We start from the raw sequence: 18,369 nt of genomic DNA on the forward strand, positions 1-18,369 counted from the left end.
TAATGCGAGTTCTATTACCTTTTTTGGCTCTCTATCGCCGACACTGGTTTTTGATCCTGCTCGGCATGATCTTAGCCATCGTGACTTTACTTGCCAGTATTGGGCTACTTACTCTATCAGGGTGGTTCCTCGCTGGGGCGGCAATTGCAGGTTTTCCGGGGCTTTATTATTTTAATTATATGCTGCCTGCTGCTGGTGTCCGTGGTGCCGCTATTTTCCGGACCGCAGGTCGCTACGCCGAACGACTGGTTAGCCATGATGCCACATTCCGAGTTTTGGCCCATTTACGTGTGTTCGCCTTTAGTAAAATATTACCGCTCTCACCGGGGGGGATCAGCCGCTTCCGCCAAGGGGAAATTCTTAACCGCCTTGTGGCGGATGTCGAAACCCTCGATCACCTATATTTACGTGTTTTATCGCCGATTTTTGCTGCTTTTGTCGTGATCTTTGTCCTGATTTTTGGGTTGAGCTTCCTTGACCCTCGCCTAGCGTGGACACTCGGTTGTATTATGCTGTTTTTATTATTTACCTTACCGTTTGTCTTTTATCGTGCAGGTAAGCCCATCGGACAAGAGCTGACTTACTTACGTGCCCATTACCGCACTGTCCTGACATCCGCTTTACAAGGGCAAGCGGAACTGACTTTGTTTGGAGCGCTTCCCCGTTTTCGCCAAACATTGGCAAATATTGAAAGCCAATGGCAAGTGCGCCAACAACAGCAAGCCAATCTAACAGGGGTATCTCAAGCCATTATTCTATTTGCCTCTGGTTTTACTGCTACTTTGTTGTTGTGGATGGCGGCAGATCATGTGGGGGGGAATACTAACCCAGGAGCACTCATTGCTTTATTTGTCTTCTGTGCACTGGCCGCTTTTGAAGCCTTAGGCCCTGTCGCCGTTGCCTTTCAGCATATGGGGCAAGTGATTGCTTCTGCTGAACGTGTTTCTCAGCTAATTGATGCCAAACCAGAGGTAACATTCCCTGACAACGGTTTATCCCTTCCCCAATTGGAAAGCCTTGTTGTCGACAATATTTCATTTACTTACCCCGAGCAACCTTTCGCAGTTTTAAAACAGGTTTCGCTTTCACTGCTACCGGGGCAACACATCGCCTTATTAGGTAAAACAGGTTGTGGGAAATCAACACTTTTGCAATTACTCACTCGAGCATGGGATGTTGATAGTGGTATGATCAAAATTAATGGTCAAAATATTAGTGACTATAGTGAACAAGCACTGCGTTCGCTCATGTCAGTCGTTCCACAACGGGTACACATTTTTAGTGATACCTTGCGTAATAATCTACTGCTCGCTAACGATAAGGCAACCGACAAACAGCTCATTGAGGTGTTAGACCAAGTTGGTCTTGGTAATTTGTTGGAAAATGAGCAAAAACTTAACGCTTGGATGGGTGAAGGTGGTCGACAATTATCGGGTGGAGAGCAGCGCCGCTTAGGGATCGCTCGAGCGCTATTACATAATACGCCATTAATTTTAATGGATGAGCCAACCGAAGGGCTTGATGCACAAACAGAGCAGCAGATCCTTGCCCTGTTAAAAGAGAAATGTGCCGATAAGGCACTAATTGTGATCACCCATCGCATGCAAGGTATCGAGCAAATGGATACTATTTGCGTGATGGATAACGGTGAAATTGTTGAGCAAGGCTCACATCAGGCGCTTTTAGATTTAAAAGGCCGCTATTTTCAGTTTCGCCAGCGCCATTTACAACAGCAGGCCCTGTGAGGCACATCATGTTCCAGCTTGATGATGACTCCTATCTGTTCCCGCCCGTCCATGAAGCGATGCGGGAACCTAATGGCCTGTTAGCTATTGGTGGCGATTTAGCGCCAGATCGGCTGAAGGCTGCCTACTATGATGGCATTTTCCCTTGGTTTAACCCGGGCGAAATGCCATTATGGTGGTCACCCGATCCTAGAGCGGTTTTAATGGTTGGCGAATTGCACATTAGCCGTTCGATGAAAAAGTTATTGAGAAAGCAAAAGTATCGCGTCACTGTCAACCATGCCTTCAAAGATGTCATCGCAGCTTGTGCGATACGTGACGAAGGAACATGGATTTTACCTGAGGTGCGTGAGGGGTATCAGGCACTTCATGAGCAGGGGATCGCTCATTCTATTGAGGCGTGGTATGGTGAAGAACTGATTGGCGGCCTGTATGGCGTGAACATGGGGCACCTATTTTGTGGGGAATCTATGTTCAGTCGGATGAATGATGCCTCCAAATTTGCTTTTATTACATTTTATTTTCATTTTTTGCGCTATAATGGGCAGCTTTTTGATTGTCAGGTACTTAACCACCATACCGCCTCATTAGGCGCAAAAGAAATATCCCGTCGGGATTTTTTACATATTCTTTATCGGTGGCGTAACAAAGCGATTGATCCCGCCTGCTGGTTACCGCAATCGATTGAAATACCGCCATTATTCGAATAGCGAATTTTGGCTTTACGTTATTTTATGCCCATACTGTTCAAGAAAAATCGCTTTAAAATGCAACATTTCTTTACTTAGTGAGGGTTTTTGGGCATTATCTTGCCCGTTAAAAATCATGGTTATTAGACTTAGAGGATTAGATGGCCAAAGAAGACAATATTGAAATGCAGGGCACAGTACTGGATACCCTGCCAAACACAATGTTTCGTGTTGAACTGGAAAATGGTCACGTTGTGACTGCCCATATTTCTGGAAAAATGCGTAAAAACTATATCCGCATCCTGACAGGCGACAAGGTAACTGTAGAGTTAACTCCGTACGACCTGAGCAAAGGCCGTATCATTTTCCGTAGCCGCTGATTCTATCTCTTCAGGCAAGGCCTGATACAGCCACAGGTGCACAAGACACCTGTGGTCTATTTGTTGTCAGAATACCGCATCCTCCGGAGAGGCCTTGTGCACGCTACTGAAGCTATATGTCAGTGTGTTACTTTTATTATCAAGCCCGATACGTACTGAGCCGCCATTAGTTAACGAACCAAACAGTAGCTCATTTGCTAATGGTTTTTTCAGGTTATCCTGGATCACACGTGCCATAGGTCGGGCTCCCATCGCCTTATCATAGCCTTTTTCACACAACCAGCGGCGAGCCTCTTGGCTAACTTCAATCGAAACACCTTTCTCATCAAGTTGTGCTTGTAGCTCGACAATGAATTTATCCACCACCTGTATGATGATATCCATGGATAATGAATTAAACCAAATAATGCCATCAAGACGGTTACGGAACTCAGGCGAGAAGACTTTCTTAATTTCAGACATCGCATCCGTACTGTTGTCTTGCTCTGCAAAGCCAATTGAGCGGCGCTGTGTTTCTTGAACCCCTGCATTGGTTGTCATGACAACAATCACATTACGGAAATCGGCTTTGCGCCCATTATTGTCTGTCAGTGTGCCGTGATCCATAACTTGTAGAAGGATATTAAACACATCGGGATGCGCCTTTTCAATTTCATCAAGCAGCACAACAGAATGTGGATGTTTAATCACCGCATCCGTCAAAAGCCCGCCTTGATCAAACCCTACATACCCAGGAGGTGCACCAATTAAGCGGCTCACGGTATGCCGTTCCATATATTCAGACATATCAAAGCGCAATAATTTTATATCCAATGCCTTAGCGAGTTGGACTGTGACTTCCGTTTTACCTACCCCAGTAGGGCCTGCAAATAAGAAGGAGCCTACCGGTTTATGATCTTGGCCTAACCCCGCTCGACTCATTTTAATAGCTTCTGTTAATGCGGTGATCGCATCATCTTGCCCAAACACTAGCATTTTCAGGCGTGAATCTAACGTTTTTAAGCGCTCTTTATCGCTCGAAGAGACGGTTTTTTCTGGGATACGTGCGATACGCGCAACCACAGATTCAATCTCAGGCACACCAATGGTTTTCCGACGTTTGCTAGGTGCAACCAAACGTGTCCGAGCGCCTGCTTCATCGATAACATCAATCGCTTTGTCTGGCAGATGCCTATCCGTGATGTATTTAACCGACAAATCAACCGCGGCTTGAATGGCTTTTGCCGTATAACGAACATCATGGTGTGATTCGTATTTCGGTTTTAATCCATTAATGATACGTACCGTTTCTTCGGTTGTTGGCTCTACAATATCAATTTTCTGGAAGCGACGTGCCAACGCCCTATCTTTTTCGAAAATATTACTAAACTCTTGATAAGTCGTTGAACCAATAACACGGATACGGCCACCTGATAACAATGGCTTAATTAAATTTGCCGCATCAACTTGACCACCAGACGCTGCACCAGCCCCAATAATCGTGTGAATTTCATCGATAAATAGAATGCTTTTACTGTCTTTTTCCAGCATTTTTAGCAGTGATTTAAACCGTTTTTCGAAATCACCTCGGTATTTAGTGCCTGCTAATAAAGAACCAATATCTAATGAATAGATAGTGCAGCCGTTCATGACCTCGGGAACATCCCCTTGCTCAATGCGCCATGCTAGCCCTTCCGCTATCGCTGTTTTACCAACGCCAGATTCTCCCACCAGCAATGGGTTGTTTTTGCGACGGCGGCAAAGAACTTGGATCGTTCTCTCTAGCTCTGCCTGACGCCCTACCAGCGGGTCAATTTTGCCTTGTTTAGCCAGTTGATTCAGATTGGTTGTGAAATTATCCATATGATCATCAGAAACAGGCTGTTCTTCATGATTGACGTTGCTGTTTGGCGTATCTTGCTCGGATGATGCCGAAGCTTCCCCTTTAATCGTGCCGTGGGAGATAAAATTGACAACATCTAAACGGCTTACATCATGTTTACGCAATAAATAAGCTGCCTGTGACTCCTGCTCACTGAATATTGCGACCAGTACATTAGCGCCACTTACTTCATTGCGACCCGATGATTGAACATGGAAGACCGCACGTTGCAGAACGCGTTGAAAACTTAATGTTGGCTGAGTATCGCGATTATCATTTTCAGGCAACAGTGGCGTCGTTTGCGCAATAAAGTGCTCAAGCTCTTGTCGCAGAACAACAAGGTCAACTTTACAGGCATCCAATGCTTCACGTGCTGACGCATTACTCAATAATGCCAGCAACAGGTGCTCCACTGTCATAAATTCATGTCGATTATCTTTCGCTTTTGCAAATGCGACGTTTAGACTCAGCTCCAGTTCTTGATTGAGCATAAGCACCTCCCAAAATTGATATTAGCGAGTTCACACTTTTTCTATTGTGCACAACAAAGGGTACTCATGTTCGCGCGCATAGCTGTTAACTTGTGCCGCTTTTGTTTCCGCAACCTCTGCCGTAAAGATACCGCAAACCCCTTTCCCCTGAAAATGGACATCTAACATTATCTGTGTAGCGCGTTCTTCATCAAAAGAAAAGTATTTTTGCAACACTTCAACAACAAAATCCATTGGAGTGTAATCATCGTTATTTAATATAACCTTATACATCGAAGGGGGCTGTAAAACTTGCTCCACTTCATCTTTAAAAACAACATCTGTTTTAAATGTACCAAGAAAATCGCTCATTACTTGTCGTGCTCGGAGTTAAGATTTATTAAGCATAGCCTTTATTATCAATGATTTCTATTAATCAAGATAACAATAAAACATAAATAAAATCATTTGTTTTATCAATTGCTGTTTCCGCTTAATAACAGTGTAACACGCAACCTAACGCAACTCATATGGCCTAAATTTTGTGATCTGCTTCAAAATTAATAAACTGGAGAGCGTTAGCCATATCAAATTTTTATCACTTCGCCAAAAATCAGCAAATTGATCGCTTGACGTCCGAAGGCAATTCACTACAGTATGATTTGCAGACAGTCAATATGTGTAATTATACTTAGTCGATGCATAGTGGTTATGCATTTATGTCAAACACAACTTGTAAATACGAAGGACGATGTATGGAGACAGGTACAGTTAAATGGTTCAACAACGCCAAAGGCTTTGGTTTCATCTGCCCAGAAAATGGGGGCGAAGATATTTTCGCTCATTATTCTTGTATACAAATGGAAGGTTACAGGACATTAAAAGCTGGTCAGAAAGTCAATTTTAGTATTAATACTGGCCCAAAAGGGAACCATGCCAACCTCATCATTCCGATTGAAAGCAGTACGTTGAATCATACAAGTGCAGAGGCAACGCCTCAAGAATAACCCCCGTGTAATAGAGCACAGTTAATTACTTTTCATTTAGCAATAACTGGTTTGCATGATTGGTCGTTAACTGTGTCTATTTTTTAATATCAATCTTTTGATATCAATGGGGACGGCCGTGGGTTTGTAAAAAAGAGACATCACCATAAAGTGATTTAAGCAGTGCGAATTGCTCTTCATCATAGAATTGGCAATTACCGCTACCAAATGCCTTCGCAACTTCAATCATAAACTTCACCGATGCGGCAATATCCACTTCATGACTAGCGCCTGTTGAACAACCCGGCACAATTGTCTGCGTACAAATAGCCACACCAACAACAGGGGCTGTTGTTGAGACTGCTGGCTGCATAATACTATTGATGTGATGTAATCCGTTGCCGTAAGGCGTGATATCTTGTACCGCGAGCGGGAACGTCACCGCATTCTGCCCACTGCTCCACTCCATCAAATGAAGTAAGTCCTCAGAAACAGGCAAGATATAGCCATCTTTTACCGTTGGTGACAAGGCATAACCTTTATGGTTGATCAGCCTATTTCCCTTTGTCGTGTCCACAGATAAAATAGCATCCGCTTCTGGGATGGCCTCATTTTCATTCATCGTCTCATCGTTGAGTGGTGAGTCCATAAAATCAACGGGGCTATGAGGACGTGTTGGCGCTGTTGGGCAAATATGCGTCGTAATGATCACATCCCCCATGAGGACATCACCCTTTTCTCTCATCTCGGCAAGTTTTAATGCCGTCGCAATGGCAGCAATAGCGCCATCAGCATCAGAAACCAGCCCAATACGAGATGGGCGCGCTCCGATACCCCCTAAACGCCCAATAATCCCCAATGTTGGGGCATGGTTACCTTGGCGTTTACCATGAGTACCTGGGATCACGATACGCACAAAATCACTTTGCCCTTTTCCATCTCGCACTGTTTTTGATGATGCTTCAATGGTAGTAAAGTTTTTAAACAAAGCGACAATATCATCCCCATTAACAACGGCGCTATCGATTAACTCGTAAGCACACAGGGTCTGCTTTAAACTCATATATTTCCCTTGTTATGTACTACTTTTCAGCTTATTTCTCTCGATCTCACCACTCTCCTTTAATGGTTGGTGTATAACCGTCAAAAATTAGCCTATTTCCTGGTGAAGGCGCATACACGCACAATAAATATAATATTTTTATTTTATGATTCACTACTACGTTTTAACCAATAAGGGTCACCTACCATACTGCCAAGGTAGGATGCCTTATGACATATTTTTGTCGCTAATTGCGCCAATAATTCAGAGGTAATTTGCGATGCAGGTAAACTCAAACATAAGGCATAGAGTGTACCTTGCGCAGGGTCATACACTGTACTTGAGACAGAGGCGACCCCCGGAACGGACTCATTAATTGAAAATGCCCAGCCTCGTTCCTCAATTTGATTTAACTCTTGGCGTAGCTTGTCTTGCTTTTCTTGCGGCTCTTGGCAAATGATCACTTCACGTTCACTCAAAGAGTAACGAGCTAATAACGCTTTACCTGTAGAAGTTCCCGCTATAGGCAATTTTGTTCCCGGCTGAGTGATCACTTGAAGCATGCTATTACCAATACGTGCATGCACGACTCTTACCTTATCTTTGTCTCTTAAAGAGACATAAGTGGTGAACCCCGTTTCTTTGGTCAGTTCATCGAGTGATTCAAGTGCCATATCAATCAACGGGTTCATACCCCGAGCACGATGCGCTAACTCCATAATGATCAGCCCCGGACGATAAATGGGCGCATCATTTTTCTTTTCGAGCAAACCATGCTCTGCCATCTGTTTTAATAAACGTGATGCTGAGCTTTTTGGCATTCCCAATTCATTCACTAACGTTGTCACCGTCAGTTCATCGCCAGAGCGAAGAAACAACCGATATACATCGACAACACTTGAGAGAATACTCATAACTCACCTGTAACCTGAGAATTCTGCACCAACGCCTCATAGCTTTGTGGTTTTCTATCTCTTAAATAAGGAATGTTCAAACGCGTATGAGCCTGAACACGAAAATCAACCTCACCAATGAGCAACGTTTCACCATCACAACTGGCTTCACTTAACACTTGCCCACGAGGCCCTACAATCTTACTACCGCCAAATAAATGAAGATCTTCCTCATTCCCCCAACGGTTAACTGCTAATAAGTGGCTACCATTCTCCAAAGCGCGGCACGCGGTATTGATATCCCACATATCCTTATCTTGAATACGCCATGCAGAAGGCACGAGCAGCAATTCAGCACCATTTAAGGTTAAGATACGAGCCACCTCAGGAAACCCCATGTCGTAACAGATCATCACACCAATCTTACCGAATGGAGTATCAAATACCGGATAGCTATTACCACTGCTAAACCATTGTTTTTCAATGCCAAATGCGTGGACCTTACGGTAGACCCCGCTGACACCTTCACAACCTGGATTCCACACCCCAACAGCGTTATAAACCTCGCCTAAGTAGCTTCCTCGCTCAGCAAAGCCACTAACAATAGTGAGATCCAATTGCGTCGCTAGTGCGCTAAACAAGCGATAAGTTTCGCTGCCTTCATCATCGCTGAGATCCCATAGTTGGGTCGCAAGCAAATCGCCTCGATAGCCTGTTGTAGCCAGTTCAGGAAAACAGATTAATTTGGCACCTTGCTCCGCAGCTTGATGGCAGAATGCGGCCATCCGCTCTAAATTATGCTGCTTTTGACCAAGTAAAGAGTTAAATTGCGCAAGAGCAACTTTAACGCTGCTATGATCCATTGCTCTCATCCTTAATCTAAATGGTTAACTTTACGAAATTGCAGCGTATCGACACCTTTTATTCGAGCTTGCAGCAGCATCATCATCCAATAAAGGACTCCGCTAACTAGCAAAGAGTTAAGCGCTGGCACACCAAAATCAGTATCCCAAGGGCCTAATGCCGAGCTTAGCCAACCAACAACAACAGCAATAGCCCAAACAACCAACGTAATGGGATTAACTGCCTCACACAGAGTTGGAAGTTCACCCGCTGCTCTGGTTGTATCTAACTCACGCCGATCACGCTTTAATAAATAATAATCAACCACCATGATCCCCGCCACAGGTGGGATTGCTATACCTAAATAAATCAGAAAACCCACAAAATTATCTAAAATACCGAGCATCGAGGCGATCGTACCCAAAATGCCGATAACCCACGTTAGATAACGACGGTCAAACCGTTTTTTGAAGATGGCATTCAATAAAGTCGATAAACCTAGTGATGAAGAGTAGAGGTTAATATCATTCATTTTGATAGTGGAGAAGATAACGATCGATGCTCCAACCAACCCAGTTAACGTCAACATTAGGTCAAAGACTTCATTGGTACGCAGGGCAAGTGCCATCAACACTGAAATCATATTGACTAACAGCTCACCAAAAAAAGTCCCGATAAGGGTCATCCAAAAAACCTCTTTCGGGCTTTTCATGAAACGACTAATATCGGGCGTTGTGATAGCTGAAATAATAAACCCACCAGCAACCATCGTAATGGCTGCTGGTAGAGTCATAAAAGCCCCCGCAGGTTCAGTGCGATTAATAAGCGCTCCGATATCTTGCCCAGAAAGCAAGCTATAGGTTGCCCAAGCTAATGCGAGTAAAAATAGCGGCGTTGATATATTTGCGGTAATAGATAAAAAGCGATACCCATATACCGTAATAATCGTCACCGCGATACCTGTAATAAGCGACCAAGTCCCTGGTGTTAGCACATTCGTCGCTTTATACATTCCATCCGCAAAGAAGCCATTTTGTACGCCAAACCAGCCCATCAGTGAAATCGCAATTGCGCCACCGATTAAAGCAGAGCCTAACTTACCAAATCCAGACCACCTTGATAGTAGACTGATTGACATTCCTTCACGGCACGCAGCTGCACCTAAAGCCCAGCTAACAACTTGTAAAATCACTGAACCTAACATTGTGGCCCAAAACGCTTGCCAAAACGTCAGTCCATAACCCAATGCTGCACCTAACATCACCTGAGATACACAGGCTAGTGAGCCAATTCGGATTATAAGAACTTCGTAGAATGGCCTGCGAGCACTGAAGGGCACCCGAGCCAGAGAATAATCTTCACCTGTTTTATTTGCCATTTAGTATTCCTGCTGTGTGGATCTTTGCTATTAAGTTTATTGGCTTTATTTTATTTGTTCCATTTTATGGAACTAGGTTTCATTTATTCTACGAGACAAATGATATCCATGTTCGATACCAAATCGCAAGTAGAATTTAACTTTTTACATAGCTTTTTGTGTATGTAGATATAACTATAACGGGAAAACTAAAGGCTGGGGAGATAAATTGATATAAAAATAAGGATGTTGAAGTACCTCTGACCATTACAGAGGTACTTGAAAAAATACAGATAGATCTCTTACTACTCTCTTGCTAATGCATCAATAGGGTTTAATCTTGCTGCACTTCGCGCGGGTAAGAATCCAAAAATGATACCAATTGCTGTCGAACAGATAAATGCACTGATCAGCGCCATAGGTTGAAAAACGAAAGTCCAGCCGGGCAACGCCATTTGCGCCATGACACTAATGCCATAGGAAAGCCCAATCCCCATTAACCCACCAATCAAGCAGACCAGTACCGCTTCAATCAAAAATTGCTGCATCACATCACTTGTGCGCGCACCAACCGCCATACGGATACCAATTTCTCGGGTCCTCTCAGTAACGGAAACTAACATGATGTTCATCACGCCTATACCACCAACCACCAGCGAAATAACAGCGACCAAGGTTAGAAACAGTTGCATGGTACGAGTGGTTTTCTCCGCTGTTTTCACAAGCGTATCAATATTGTAAGTAAAAACGTCCTTCTTACCGTGTCGCAATGTCAATAAGCGGGTGATCTGTTGCTCCGCTGTTTTGGCATCAACCCCCTCTTTAACCCTTACGACAATACTATCCAAGTAAGGTCGATTTAAGATTTTGCTATTTACCGTCGTATCCGGCAGCCACACTGACAGCGAATTACTTGAACCAAAAATTGATTTTTGCTCCGCGAGAACACCAATGACGGTAGCTGGCATATTCCCAATCAAGATGGTTTCCCCTACCACTTGCTTTTGGTTAGGAAAAAAGCGACGTTTTGTGTTCGCATCAATCACAACCACTTGCGCCCTACGCTCTACCATATCTGCAGTAAAGTTCATCCCTTCGGAAAACTTTTCAGCGTAGACCTGAAAATAATCACGCCCAACCCCTAATAACTGGGCTGAAGCATCTAAATTCCCCTTACGCAATCGAGTTGATTTAGATAACTCCCCCGATACGGCTTGCACATAAGGTTGCTTGGCAATGGCGTCAACATCGGATGGCTTTAAAGATTGCCGATTCTCTGCATCATCACTACCAAAATCCTCCCCAGGGTAAACCGAAATGGTATTCGTGCCGATTGATTTTATATCATTGAGAACCATGCTTTGAGCGGCATCGCCGATCACCATAATAGAGACGACTGACGCAATACCGATGATAATGCCTAACATGGTGAGTAGTGTGCGCATTTTATTAACCACCATGGCGCGCCAAGCCATTAACAGTGCTTCGCTAAACCGTCCATAGATTTGCCCTAACGACATTTTCCTAGGTGATGTTTTCTCCAATGAAGGTACGTTTGGAGCTTTAGCAGAGCCTGAGTCACTAATAATTTCGCCATCTTTAATTTCAATAATGCGTTCAGCCTGCTGAGCGACTTTGGGGTCATGGGTAACAATAATAACGGTGTGCCCCTGCGCACATAATTCTTTGAGGATTTTCATTACCTCTTCACCAGAGTGGCTATCAAGGGCACCAGTTGGCTCATCAGCAAGGATAACTTGACCACCATTCATCAACGCACGCGCGATACTTACCCGCTGTTGTTGCCCTCCCGATAACTGACTTGGTCGGTATTCTGTTCGTTCGCCAAGCCCGAGTTTCGCTAATAATTCAATGGCTTTTTTACGGCGTTGAGTCTTACCTGCCCCCGCGTAAATGGCGGGAACTTCAACATTTTGTTCAGCCGTTAAATGGCTAAGTAGATGGTAGCGCTGGAAAATAAAGCCAAAGTGTTCACGGCGTAACTCAGCTAGCTGATCGTTATCAAGCTGAGAAATATTTTGCTGAGCAACAAAGTATTCCCCTGAGCTAGGTTTATCCAAACAGCCGATGATATTCATTAAAGTTGATTTCCCCGAGCCAGATGCACCAATAATGGCCACCATTTCCCCAGCATCAACAGTTAATGAAATATTTTTCAATACCGTAATTTCTGTTTCACCAGCAGGATAACGTCGCGTGATCCCTCTAAGTTCTAATAAGGCTGACATATTAACTCTCCGCGTTACGGCCGGTGATCACCTGTTCGCCTTCTTTTAGTCCATCAGTGACTTCAACATATACATCATTACGGCTACCGATTTTTATTTGCCGTTTTTCAGCCTGTTCTCCCTGCAACACTTCTACCTCATAAATTTGCGGGGAAACTTCATCCCCTAAAGCAGAGAGCGGTAAAAGTAATACATTTTTATGCGATTCAAGATCAATTTTGACCTGTGCCGTCATTTGTAATTTCAGTAAATGCTGGGGGTTGGGCACTTCAAAACGTGCATAATAAAAAATAGCATCGTTGATTTTTTCAGGAGTCGGTAAAATATCTTTCAACACCCCTGAGAAGCGTTTATCTGGCGCGCCCAATACAGTAAATGACGCTGCCTGACCCGGTTTAAGATGAATAACATCCGCCTCTGACACTTCAGCTTTAACTAACATTGTATTCAAATCAGCTAATGTCAAAATGGTTGGCGCTTCCTGAGCCGCTATCACTGTTTGACCTTGTAATGTTTTGATAAACGTGACAATACCATCCATTGGCGCGGTAATTTGTGTATATTTCAAGTTTGTTTTTGCCGTATCTAAGGTCGCTTGGTTGCGCTTAATTTGCGCCTGATATGTTGCCACCTGCGCCTTTTTCACAGCGACATCCGTTTGCGCTTTATCTAAATCTTGTTTTGAGACGGCTTGGAGCTTAGATAAACTCAATTGGCGTTGATAAGTCACTTCAGCTAAGCGTAACTCTGCTTTCGCTAACGCCAAATGTGATTCCAGCTCATGGATCGTTTCTTGAGATTCTGTCACGTCGTTTTGTGCTTTTTGTGGATCAATGACCGCCAGCAAATCACCTTTTTTGACTTTATCTCCCTCTTGAACATACAGAGTTTGTAGCTGCCCACTGACCTGCGCACCGACATCAACTTTGCGCACAGCATCCAGTTTACCTGTTGCTTGAACTTGTTTATTGAGATCACCTCGGGCCACTGCGACTGTTTGAAAAGCCTCTTTTTTATCTTCCGTGAAAAAAAAGAATGCGATACCAATCGCAATTAAAATAACCAGTAAAGAAACCAGCCACTTCTTACGTGAATTTGCTCTCATTCAATCTATACCTATACCAATAAAGAGAGGGCTACGCCCCCTCATAAAATTTACCTATTTAGCCGAGCATTCGTGAATAATTTAGTAAGCTTTACCTCTTGCTAACCACGCTACCCGAGAAAACATATTTTTGAGTTGTGATGGGATAGAATCTGGCCCTAATTCTGCTGCTCGATTGACAATAGCGATAGCAAGATCAGGTTTGGATGTTTTGGAAATTGCTTTAATAATCACACGTCGAGTCGAAACTTTCGCGTTATCCGGTATCCCTGATATCTCATGATAAAGATGTTTAAATCCTTCGCGATATAAAAAATGCTCCATATCCGGTGCCGGCAATCGGGTTAATCGGTCTCGTTCCGTGTCATGCATTTTTTCAGCGTAACTCAGCGCGGTGGCGGCATACTTCTTACCAGCCTCATCGCCATCAACAAGTGTATGCCATTCTATACCCATTTTGCTGGCAAACTTTAACAAAGGCTTAAGACCGCTTTGTGCAAACTCAATCACTTTGATGCCTTCTGTTTCAAAGTAATAGTTACACTGCCGCGCTAACTCATTCATTAACCAAATTTCAGTCTCGCCTTCAACCAATAACCAACAACGCGCAAACATCGCTGATGGCCGGTTAAAGCGGATGTGAAAGGAGATTTTCCGAATTTCCTCCGCAGATAGCTCATTCTCACCTAAGCGATAAGCCGAAACTTTGCCGGAATCGCGCACCAAGCGGCAAAGATTTTCAATCGGCACTTGCGACAGAAGCTCCCCGGAGTTCGTTGTGGTCAAGCGTTGTAAAGAAAAGAGATTGAGTAGGCCCCAAGCAATCGACAACATAATTGGATGCAGGCGTGTTTCGGGGTCTTCTACAATAACCAAAGGGCGTGCATATTTATCGAGTTGGATATTGCCTTTTGACTGCAATAAAGAAGAAAACATGCCTAAGATAATTAAACGGATATTACGCTGATTTGGTTTTGCAATAATACGGCTAATATTATCTAAAGCATGCCAGCCTCTTTTGCGTGGTTCAAACTTAATTGCTGCTTTATGCTCTTGAAACAGATGGTTACTTTGCCCCGCAAAATAATGACTGAGCAGTTGCTGCATCGCATCCACCCCTTCAACCAACTCCTCGTCGCTCAAGCGTTGCGGATTATTGATTAATGCACGAGTCAGCTCTTCCATTCGCGAGTTAAAAATATCGCGTACCTCTTTTTCACCCGCAACAATCGTCTCAGTATTTAATGTGCGCAAAAAACGGGCATCACGCAAACGGATCACTGGATATAAGCGAATAATTTCTTTGATATATTTACCGACATTATCCAATGACAACTTATTTCCCCCTGCATTGAGGAAACTACGGTCAACGCTAATGCTGCCGTCTTCTTTTAGTTCAGCACTAACGCGGTAAAAGATATGCTTAAGATCATCACCGTTATCGACCCAAACGGAGGTAAGATTACGAAAGCGAAATGAGCGATGTCGGCCTGGGCGGTTTTCACAAAATTTCAACACTATCTGCAATGAGCGAAATCGAGAGGCATCATCCCCTGTTGGATGATGAAAATCATGCTTATTAAATTGGTAATTTTCTTGTTCAGGCGAAAGTAAAATCGTCAGTGCATCCAAAAGGCTCGACTTTCCCCATGAGTTTTCACCAATTAACACCGTATTGTTATTTAAAGCTAATGAGAGCCGGTTAATCCCTCTAAAACCGTAGATTTCCACTCGTTCCAGATACATACACCCTCTCCTTGCTATTAATCTATTTTTAGAGCTTACCTCTTAACTGCTGGTATGACTATAAGACAGCTCGAAAATTAAATATATTTTTACACTCAATAACTAAAGTTGTATTTCGGCAACAGACGCGGCTGGCTCGTCCGTAAAGCCACTTGACGACGTATCAACGGCAGATAACAATAGAGCTGACTAAGTTGAGCCTCCATTTATAGTGTTATAAAATAGTTAAACTTTATTTTTTAGTCTTTTTATCCTATTTTTTAGCCATAACTGGAGAAAAAGACGCTATCTTAGAACCATCTGCCAGACTGATAAAACAGCAAATAAATGAAATTAATATCAAATATAATAATTAATATATAACCCCTTGTTAATGGGATAATTATAAGGATGCAAAATGTATTCAGGACTACTCATTATTTTACTACCGTTAACGCTAGGTTATCTTATCCCTATAAAAAATAAAAAGATTTTAGATATTATACATCGAGCGTTAAATTCAATGGTTTATATCATTCTCTTTTTAATGGGGATTACACTCGCTTTACTTGAAAACTTAAGTGTTCACCTATTTTCAATTTTAATCTACGCACTCACATTCTTTGGTTGTATATTTTCACTTAACCTTATCTCACTACTGCTATTAGATAAGTTAGATCCTTGGAAAATCCCTAAGCATAAACAAGAAAAGCCTCCATCACGTTTAAAAATGGTATTTGAATCATTGCAACTGTGTGGTGTGCTATTGATTGGTTTCTTAGTTGGCTTAACTGGATTTGATTTCCTGCACTATGCCGATAAAGGCAGCCAAATTGCGTTAATGATGTTACTGCTTCTTGTCGGCCTGCAACTTCGCAATAGTGGCATGAGTATTAAACAAATCTTAGTTAACCGCCGAGGAACCACAATCGCCTTTGTGATGGCAATCAGCGCGCTAGCTGGTGGCGCAATTGCCGCATTATTATTAGGTTTACCCGTAAAAATGGGGCTAGCATTGGCCTCTGGGTTTGGCTGGTACTCATTAACAGGGATTGTATTAACCGATGCCTATGGCCCTGTCATGGGGAGCGCCGCGTTCTTTAATGACCTCGCTCGTGAACTCGCTGCGATTATGTTGATCCCTTTAATTATTAACCGCTACCGCTCAACCGCATTAGGTATTTGCGGCTCAACATCAATGGATTTTACCCTCCCAGTCCTCCAGCGAAGTGGTGGCGTCTCTATCGTACCGGCCGCTATTGTGCATGGTTTCGTGCTCAGCCTCGTTACCCCGATCTTAATGGCATTTTTCACTTAGCTATATTTCACTCACAGATTGCCACTTATTTATAACATGATAGATAAGTGGCAAGTCCTAAAATGACTATAATTAACAGCACTTTACATAAGTAGAATTTCAGTCACAATAGCGACAGATGAGAGTGAAACAGGAAACCAAGATGAACGAAAAGCAACGTGTTTTAGTATTGGGCGCCAGTGGCTATATTGGGCAAAATTTAATCCCCGAATTAATTAAGCAAGGCTATCAAGTGACAGCCGCTGCTAGGCGGGTGGATTGGATGCTCTCACAAGGCTGGCAAGATACACAATGTGTTTATGTTGATCTGCAAGACCCTGAAACACTCAAAGACGTGATGAAGGAGATCGATATTGTCTATTTCCTCGTTCATAGCATGGCTGATCATGCCAACCTGATTGAACGTGAGCGCACGGCGGCTCGCCATGTTCAGCAAGCGCTTGATCAATCGAATGTTAAGCATGTTATTTATCTCAGTTCACTACAACATGGTCACAGCTATTCTCAACATTTGATCTCTCGTCGATTAACAGGGGAGATTTTACGTGAGAGTCAGGTGCCAGTCACAGAGATCCGCTCAGCAATCATCGTTGGCTCAGGATCGGCGGCTTTTGAGATCATGCGTGATATGGTTTACAACCTCGCTATCTTAACCCCACCGCGTTGGGTACGTTCAAAGTCTTCACCTATTGCGCTGAGTAACATACTGCATTACTTAACTGAATTAGCAAAACGCCCTGTGACTGAAAGTAAAATTTACGATGCGGGTGGCCCTGAGTACATGAGCTACCAAGAGCTATTCAAGCGCTTTATAAAAATCAGCGGTAAGCGTAGATTGCTGATCCCTATCCCTATTCCTATTAGCATGATCTCCGTCCACTTCATCAGCTTGATCACCTCAGTTCCTCCGGCAATTGCTAAAGAGTTGATCCAAGGATTGCAGCATGACCTGCCTGCCGACGATAAAGCCTTACGCGAACTGATCCCACAAACGTTGGTTTCATTTGATGAGGCGGTCAAAACCACCTTAGCTCAAGAAGCCGATGCTATCGACAATGCAGATTGGGGTTATGATCCTGAAGTCAAAAAACGCTGGCGACCGGGTTATGGTTTTTACCCTAAACAGGCCGGTGCCACACTCGGCACTTCGGCAAGTACAGAGTCGCTATGGCATGTTGTGCAGCAAATCGGGGGTAAAAACGGCTATTTTTATGCCAACGCACTTTGGAAAACCCGTGCCATTATGGATGACATGATGTTAAACAAAGTGAAATATGGTCGCCCCGCTCGTGAAGAGCTGCAATTAGGTGATGAAATTGATGGTTGGCGCGTCATTAATCTGGAGCCTAATAAACAGCTTAGCCTGCTCTTTGGGATGAAAGCGCCTGGGCTAGGCCGCCTGACTTTCACCATTCACGATAGCGGTAGCCGCCGTTCAATTGATGTACGTGCATGGTGGCACCCCGCAGGATTTAGTGGGTTGCTCTATTGGTTTGCCATGATGCCTGCCCATCTATTTATTTTTAAAGGCATGGCTAAACGTATTAGTGAATTGGCGTTTGAGCGGGATAAACAACTTGCAGGCAAGTCATCAACTGGGCAACAGCCGCCAAAATGATGATTGCTTAATAACAAAAAACCAAATTTTTATGCATATATTATTGCATAAATATGCTTACAGGATTAATATCTGTGTCAGTTAAACA

15 protein-coding genes are annotated in these 18,369 nt (G+C 43.5%); 6 read left to right on the top strand and 9 right to left on the bottom strand.

Going from position 1 to position 18,369, the window contains the following annotated elements; all coding sequences use genetic code 11:
* Positions 1–2: 2 nt before the first annotated feature.
* The 3 genes from cydC to infA all read left to right on the top strand — a co-directional run bounded on the left by cydC (position 3) and on the right by infA (position 2,814).
* Complete coding sequence (gene cydC / locus PR699_RS07215; RefSeq protein ID WP_014657831.1) at positions 3–1,745, top strand: cysteine/glutathione ABC transporter ATP-binding protein/permease CydC; 1,743 nt, start codon at positions 3–5, stop codon at positions 1,743–1,745.
* Between the two features lie 8 nt (positions 1,746–1,753).
* Positions 1,754–2,455, top strand: coding sequence for a leucyl/phenylalanyl-tRNA--protein transferase (gene aat / locus PR699_RS07220; RefSeq protein ID WP_014657830.1), 702 nt, complete (start codon positions 1,754–1,756; stop codon positions 2,453–2,455).
* Between the two features lie 140 nt (positions 2,456–2,595).
* A complete protein-coding gene (infA, locus tag PR699_RS07225; RefSeq protein WP_004244560.1) occupies positions 2,596–2,814 on the top strand; it encodes a translation initiation factor IF-1 in 219 nt (72 codons plus the stop codon).
* Positions 2,815–2,880: 66 nt separating this feature from the next.
* On the opposite strand, the gene clpA is transcribed toward infA, so the two are convergent.
* Both clpA and clpS read right to left on the bottom strand, forming a co-directional pair.
* On the bottom strand, positions 2,881–5,166 hold the full coding sequence (gene clpA / locus PR699_RS07230; RefSeq protein WP_004918072.1) for an ATP-dependent Clp protease ATP-binding subunit ClpA: 2,286 nt from the start codon (positions 5,164–5,166) through the stop codon (positions 2,881–2,883).
* A gap of 30 nt (positions 5,167–5,196) precedes the next feature.
* Positions 5,197–5,517, bottom strand: a complete 321-nt coding sequence (gene clpS / locus PR699_RS07235; protein WP_004918070.1) for an ATP-dependent Clp protease adapter ClpS — start codon at positions 5,515–5,517, stop codon at positions 5,197–5,199.
* A 383-nt stretch (positions 5,518–5,900) separates the two neighbouring features.
* Here clpS and cspD point away from each other — a divergent pair, with 383 nt between their 5' ends.
* Complete coding sequence (gene cspD / locus PR699_RS07240; protein ID WP_004918068.1) at positions 5,901–6,152, top strand: cold shock domain-containing protein CspD; 252 nt, start codon at positions 5,901–5,903, stop codon at positions 6,150–6,152.
* A gap of 103 nt (positions 6,153–6,255) precedes the next feature.
* On the opposite strand, the gene PR699_RS07245 is transcribed toward cspD, so the two are convergent.
* The 7 genes from PR699_RS07245 to PR699_RS07275 all read right to left on the bottom strand — a co-directional run bounded on the left by PR699_RS07245 (position 6,256) and on the right by PR699_RS07275 (position 15,366).
* On the bottom strand, positions 6,256–7,194 hold the full coding sequence (locus PR699_RS07245; RefSeq protein ID WP_014657829.1) for a DUF1177 domain-containing protein: 939 nt from the start codon (positions 7,192–7,194) through the stop codon (positions 6,256–6,258).
* Between the two features lie 143 nt (positions 7,195–7,337).
* Positions 7,338–8,087: an IclR family transcriptional regulator gene (locus PR699_RS07250; RefSeq protein ID WP_004918066.1), complete on the bottom strand. Its 750-nt coding sequence runs from the start codon at positions 8,085–8,087 to the stop codon at positions 7,338–7,340.
* Positions 8,084–8,929 (bottom strand): nitrilase-related carbon-nitrogen hydrolase, encoded by an 846-nt coding sequence (locus PR699_RS07255; protein ID WP_014657828.1) that lies wholly within the window; start codon positions 8,927–8,929, stop codon positions 8,084–8,086. The genes PR699_RS07250 and PR699_RS07255 overlap by 4 nt, the downstream gene beginning before the upstream one ends.
* 11 nt (positions 8,930–8,940) lie before the next feature.
* Positions 8,941–10,287 carry a cytosine permease gene (locus tag PR699_RS07260; protein WP_014657827.1) on the bottom strand — a complete coding sequence of 449 codons (1,347 nt, stop codon included), beginning with the start codon at positions 10,285–10,287 and terminating at the stop codon, positions 8,941–8,943.
* Positions 10,288–10,571: 284 nt separating this feature from the next.
* Complete coding sequence (gene macB, locus PR699_RS07265; RefSeq protein ID WP_004918063.1) at positions 10,572–12,515, bottom strand: macrolide ABC transporter ATP-binding protein/permease MacB; 1,944 nt, start codon at positions 12,513–12,515, stop codon at positions 10,572–10,574.
* A 1-nt stretch (position 12,516) separates the two neighbouring features.
* A complete protein-coding gene (gene macA, locus PR699_RS07270) occupies positions 12,517–13,620 on the bottom strand; it encodes a macrolide transporter subunit MacA (RefSeq protein ID WP_004918062.1) in 1,104 nt (367 codons plus the stop codon).
* An 81-nt stretch (positions 13,621–13,701) separates the two neighbouring features.
* Complete coding sequence (locus PR699_RS07275; RefSeq protein WP_004918060.1) at positions 13,702–15,366, bottom strand: DUF2813 domain-containing protein; 1,665 nt, start codon at positions 15,364–15,366, stop codon at positions 13,702–13,704.
* Between the two features lie 397 nt (positions 15,367–15,763).
* Between PR699_RS07275 and PR699_RS07280 the strand changes: the two genes are divergently transcribed.
* Together PR699_RS07280 and PR699_RS07285 are read left to right on the top strand one after the other, a co-directional pair.
* On the top strand, positions 15,764–16,663 hold the full coding sequence (locus PR699_RS07280; RefSeq protein WP_004918058.1) for a lysine exporter LysO family protein: 900 nt from the start codon (positions 15,764–15,766) through the stop codon (positions 16,661–16,663).
* Between the two features lie 142 nt (positions 16,664–16,805).
* Entirely contained in the window at positions 16,806–18,281 is a 1,476-nt protein-coding gene (locus PR699_RS07285; protein WP_014657826.1) for a DUF2867 domain-containing protein, read from the top strand.
* Positions 18,282–18,369: the final 88 nt, after the last annotated feature.

This window comes from Providencia sp. PROV268 (genome assembly GCF_028477805.1).
GTDB classification, from domain to species: Bacteria; Pseudomonadota; Gammaproteobacteria; order Enterobacterales; family Enterobacteriaceae; genus Providencia; species Providencia stuartii.

Coding starts and splice junctions, on each gene's coding strand:
- cydC (WP_014657831.1), top strand. CDS start 3: ATGCGAGTTCTATTACCTTTTTTGGCTCTCTATCGCCGACACTGGTTT.
- aat (WP_014657830.1), top strand. CDS start 1,754: ATGTTCCAGCTTGATGATGACTCCTATCTGTTCCCGCCCGTCCATGAA.
- infA (WP_004244560.1), top strand. CDS start 2,596: ATGGCCAAAGAAGACAATATTGAAATGCAGGGCACAGTACTGGATACC.
- clpA (WP_004918072.1), bottom strand. CDS start 5,166: ATGCTCAATCAAGAACTGGAGCTGAGTCTAAACGTCGCATTTGCAAAA.
- clpS (WP_004918070.1), bottom strand. CDS start 5,517: ATGAGCGATTTTCTTGGTACATTTAAAACAGATGTTGTTTTTAAAGAT.
- cspD (WP_004918068.1), top strand. CDS start 5,901: ATGGAGACAGGTACAGTTAAATGGTTCAACAACGCCAAAGGCTTTGGT.
- PR699_RS07245 (WP_014657829.1), bottom strand. CDS start 7,194: ATGAGTTTAAAGCAGACCCTGTGTGCTTACGAGTTAATCGATAGCGCC.
- PR699_RS07250 (WP_004918066.1), bottom strand. CDS start 8,087: ATGAGTATTCTCTCAAGTGTTGTCGATGTATATCGGTTGTTTCTTCGC.
- PR699_RS07255 (WP_014657828.1), bottom strand. CDS start 8,929: ATGGATCATAGCAGCGTTAAAGTTGCTCTTGCGCAATTTAACTCTTTA.
- PR699_RS07260 (WP_014657827.1), bottom strand. CDS start 10,287: ATGGCAAATAAAACAGGTGAAGATTATTCTCTGGCTCGGGTGCCCTTC.
- macB (WP_004918063.1), bottom strand. CDS start 12,515: ATGTCAGCCTTATTAGAACTTAGAGGGATCACGCGACGTTATCCTGCT.
- macA (WP_004918062.1), bottom strand. CDS start 13,620: ATGAGAGCAAATTCACGTAAGAAGTGGCTGGTTTCTTTACTGGTTATT.
- PR699_RS07275 (WP_004918060.1), bottom strand. CDS start 15,366: ATGTATCTGGAACGAGTGGAAATCTACGGTTTTAGAGGGATTAACCGG.
- PR699_RS07280 (WP_004918058.1), top strand. CDS start 15,764: ATGTATTCAGGACTACTCATTATTTTACTACCGTTAACGCTAGGTTAT.
- PR699_RS07285 (WP_014657826.1), top strand. CDS start 16,806: ATGAACGAAAAGCAACGTGTTTTAGTATTGGGCGCCAGTGGCTATATT.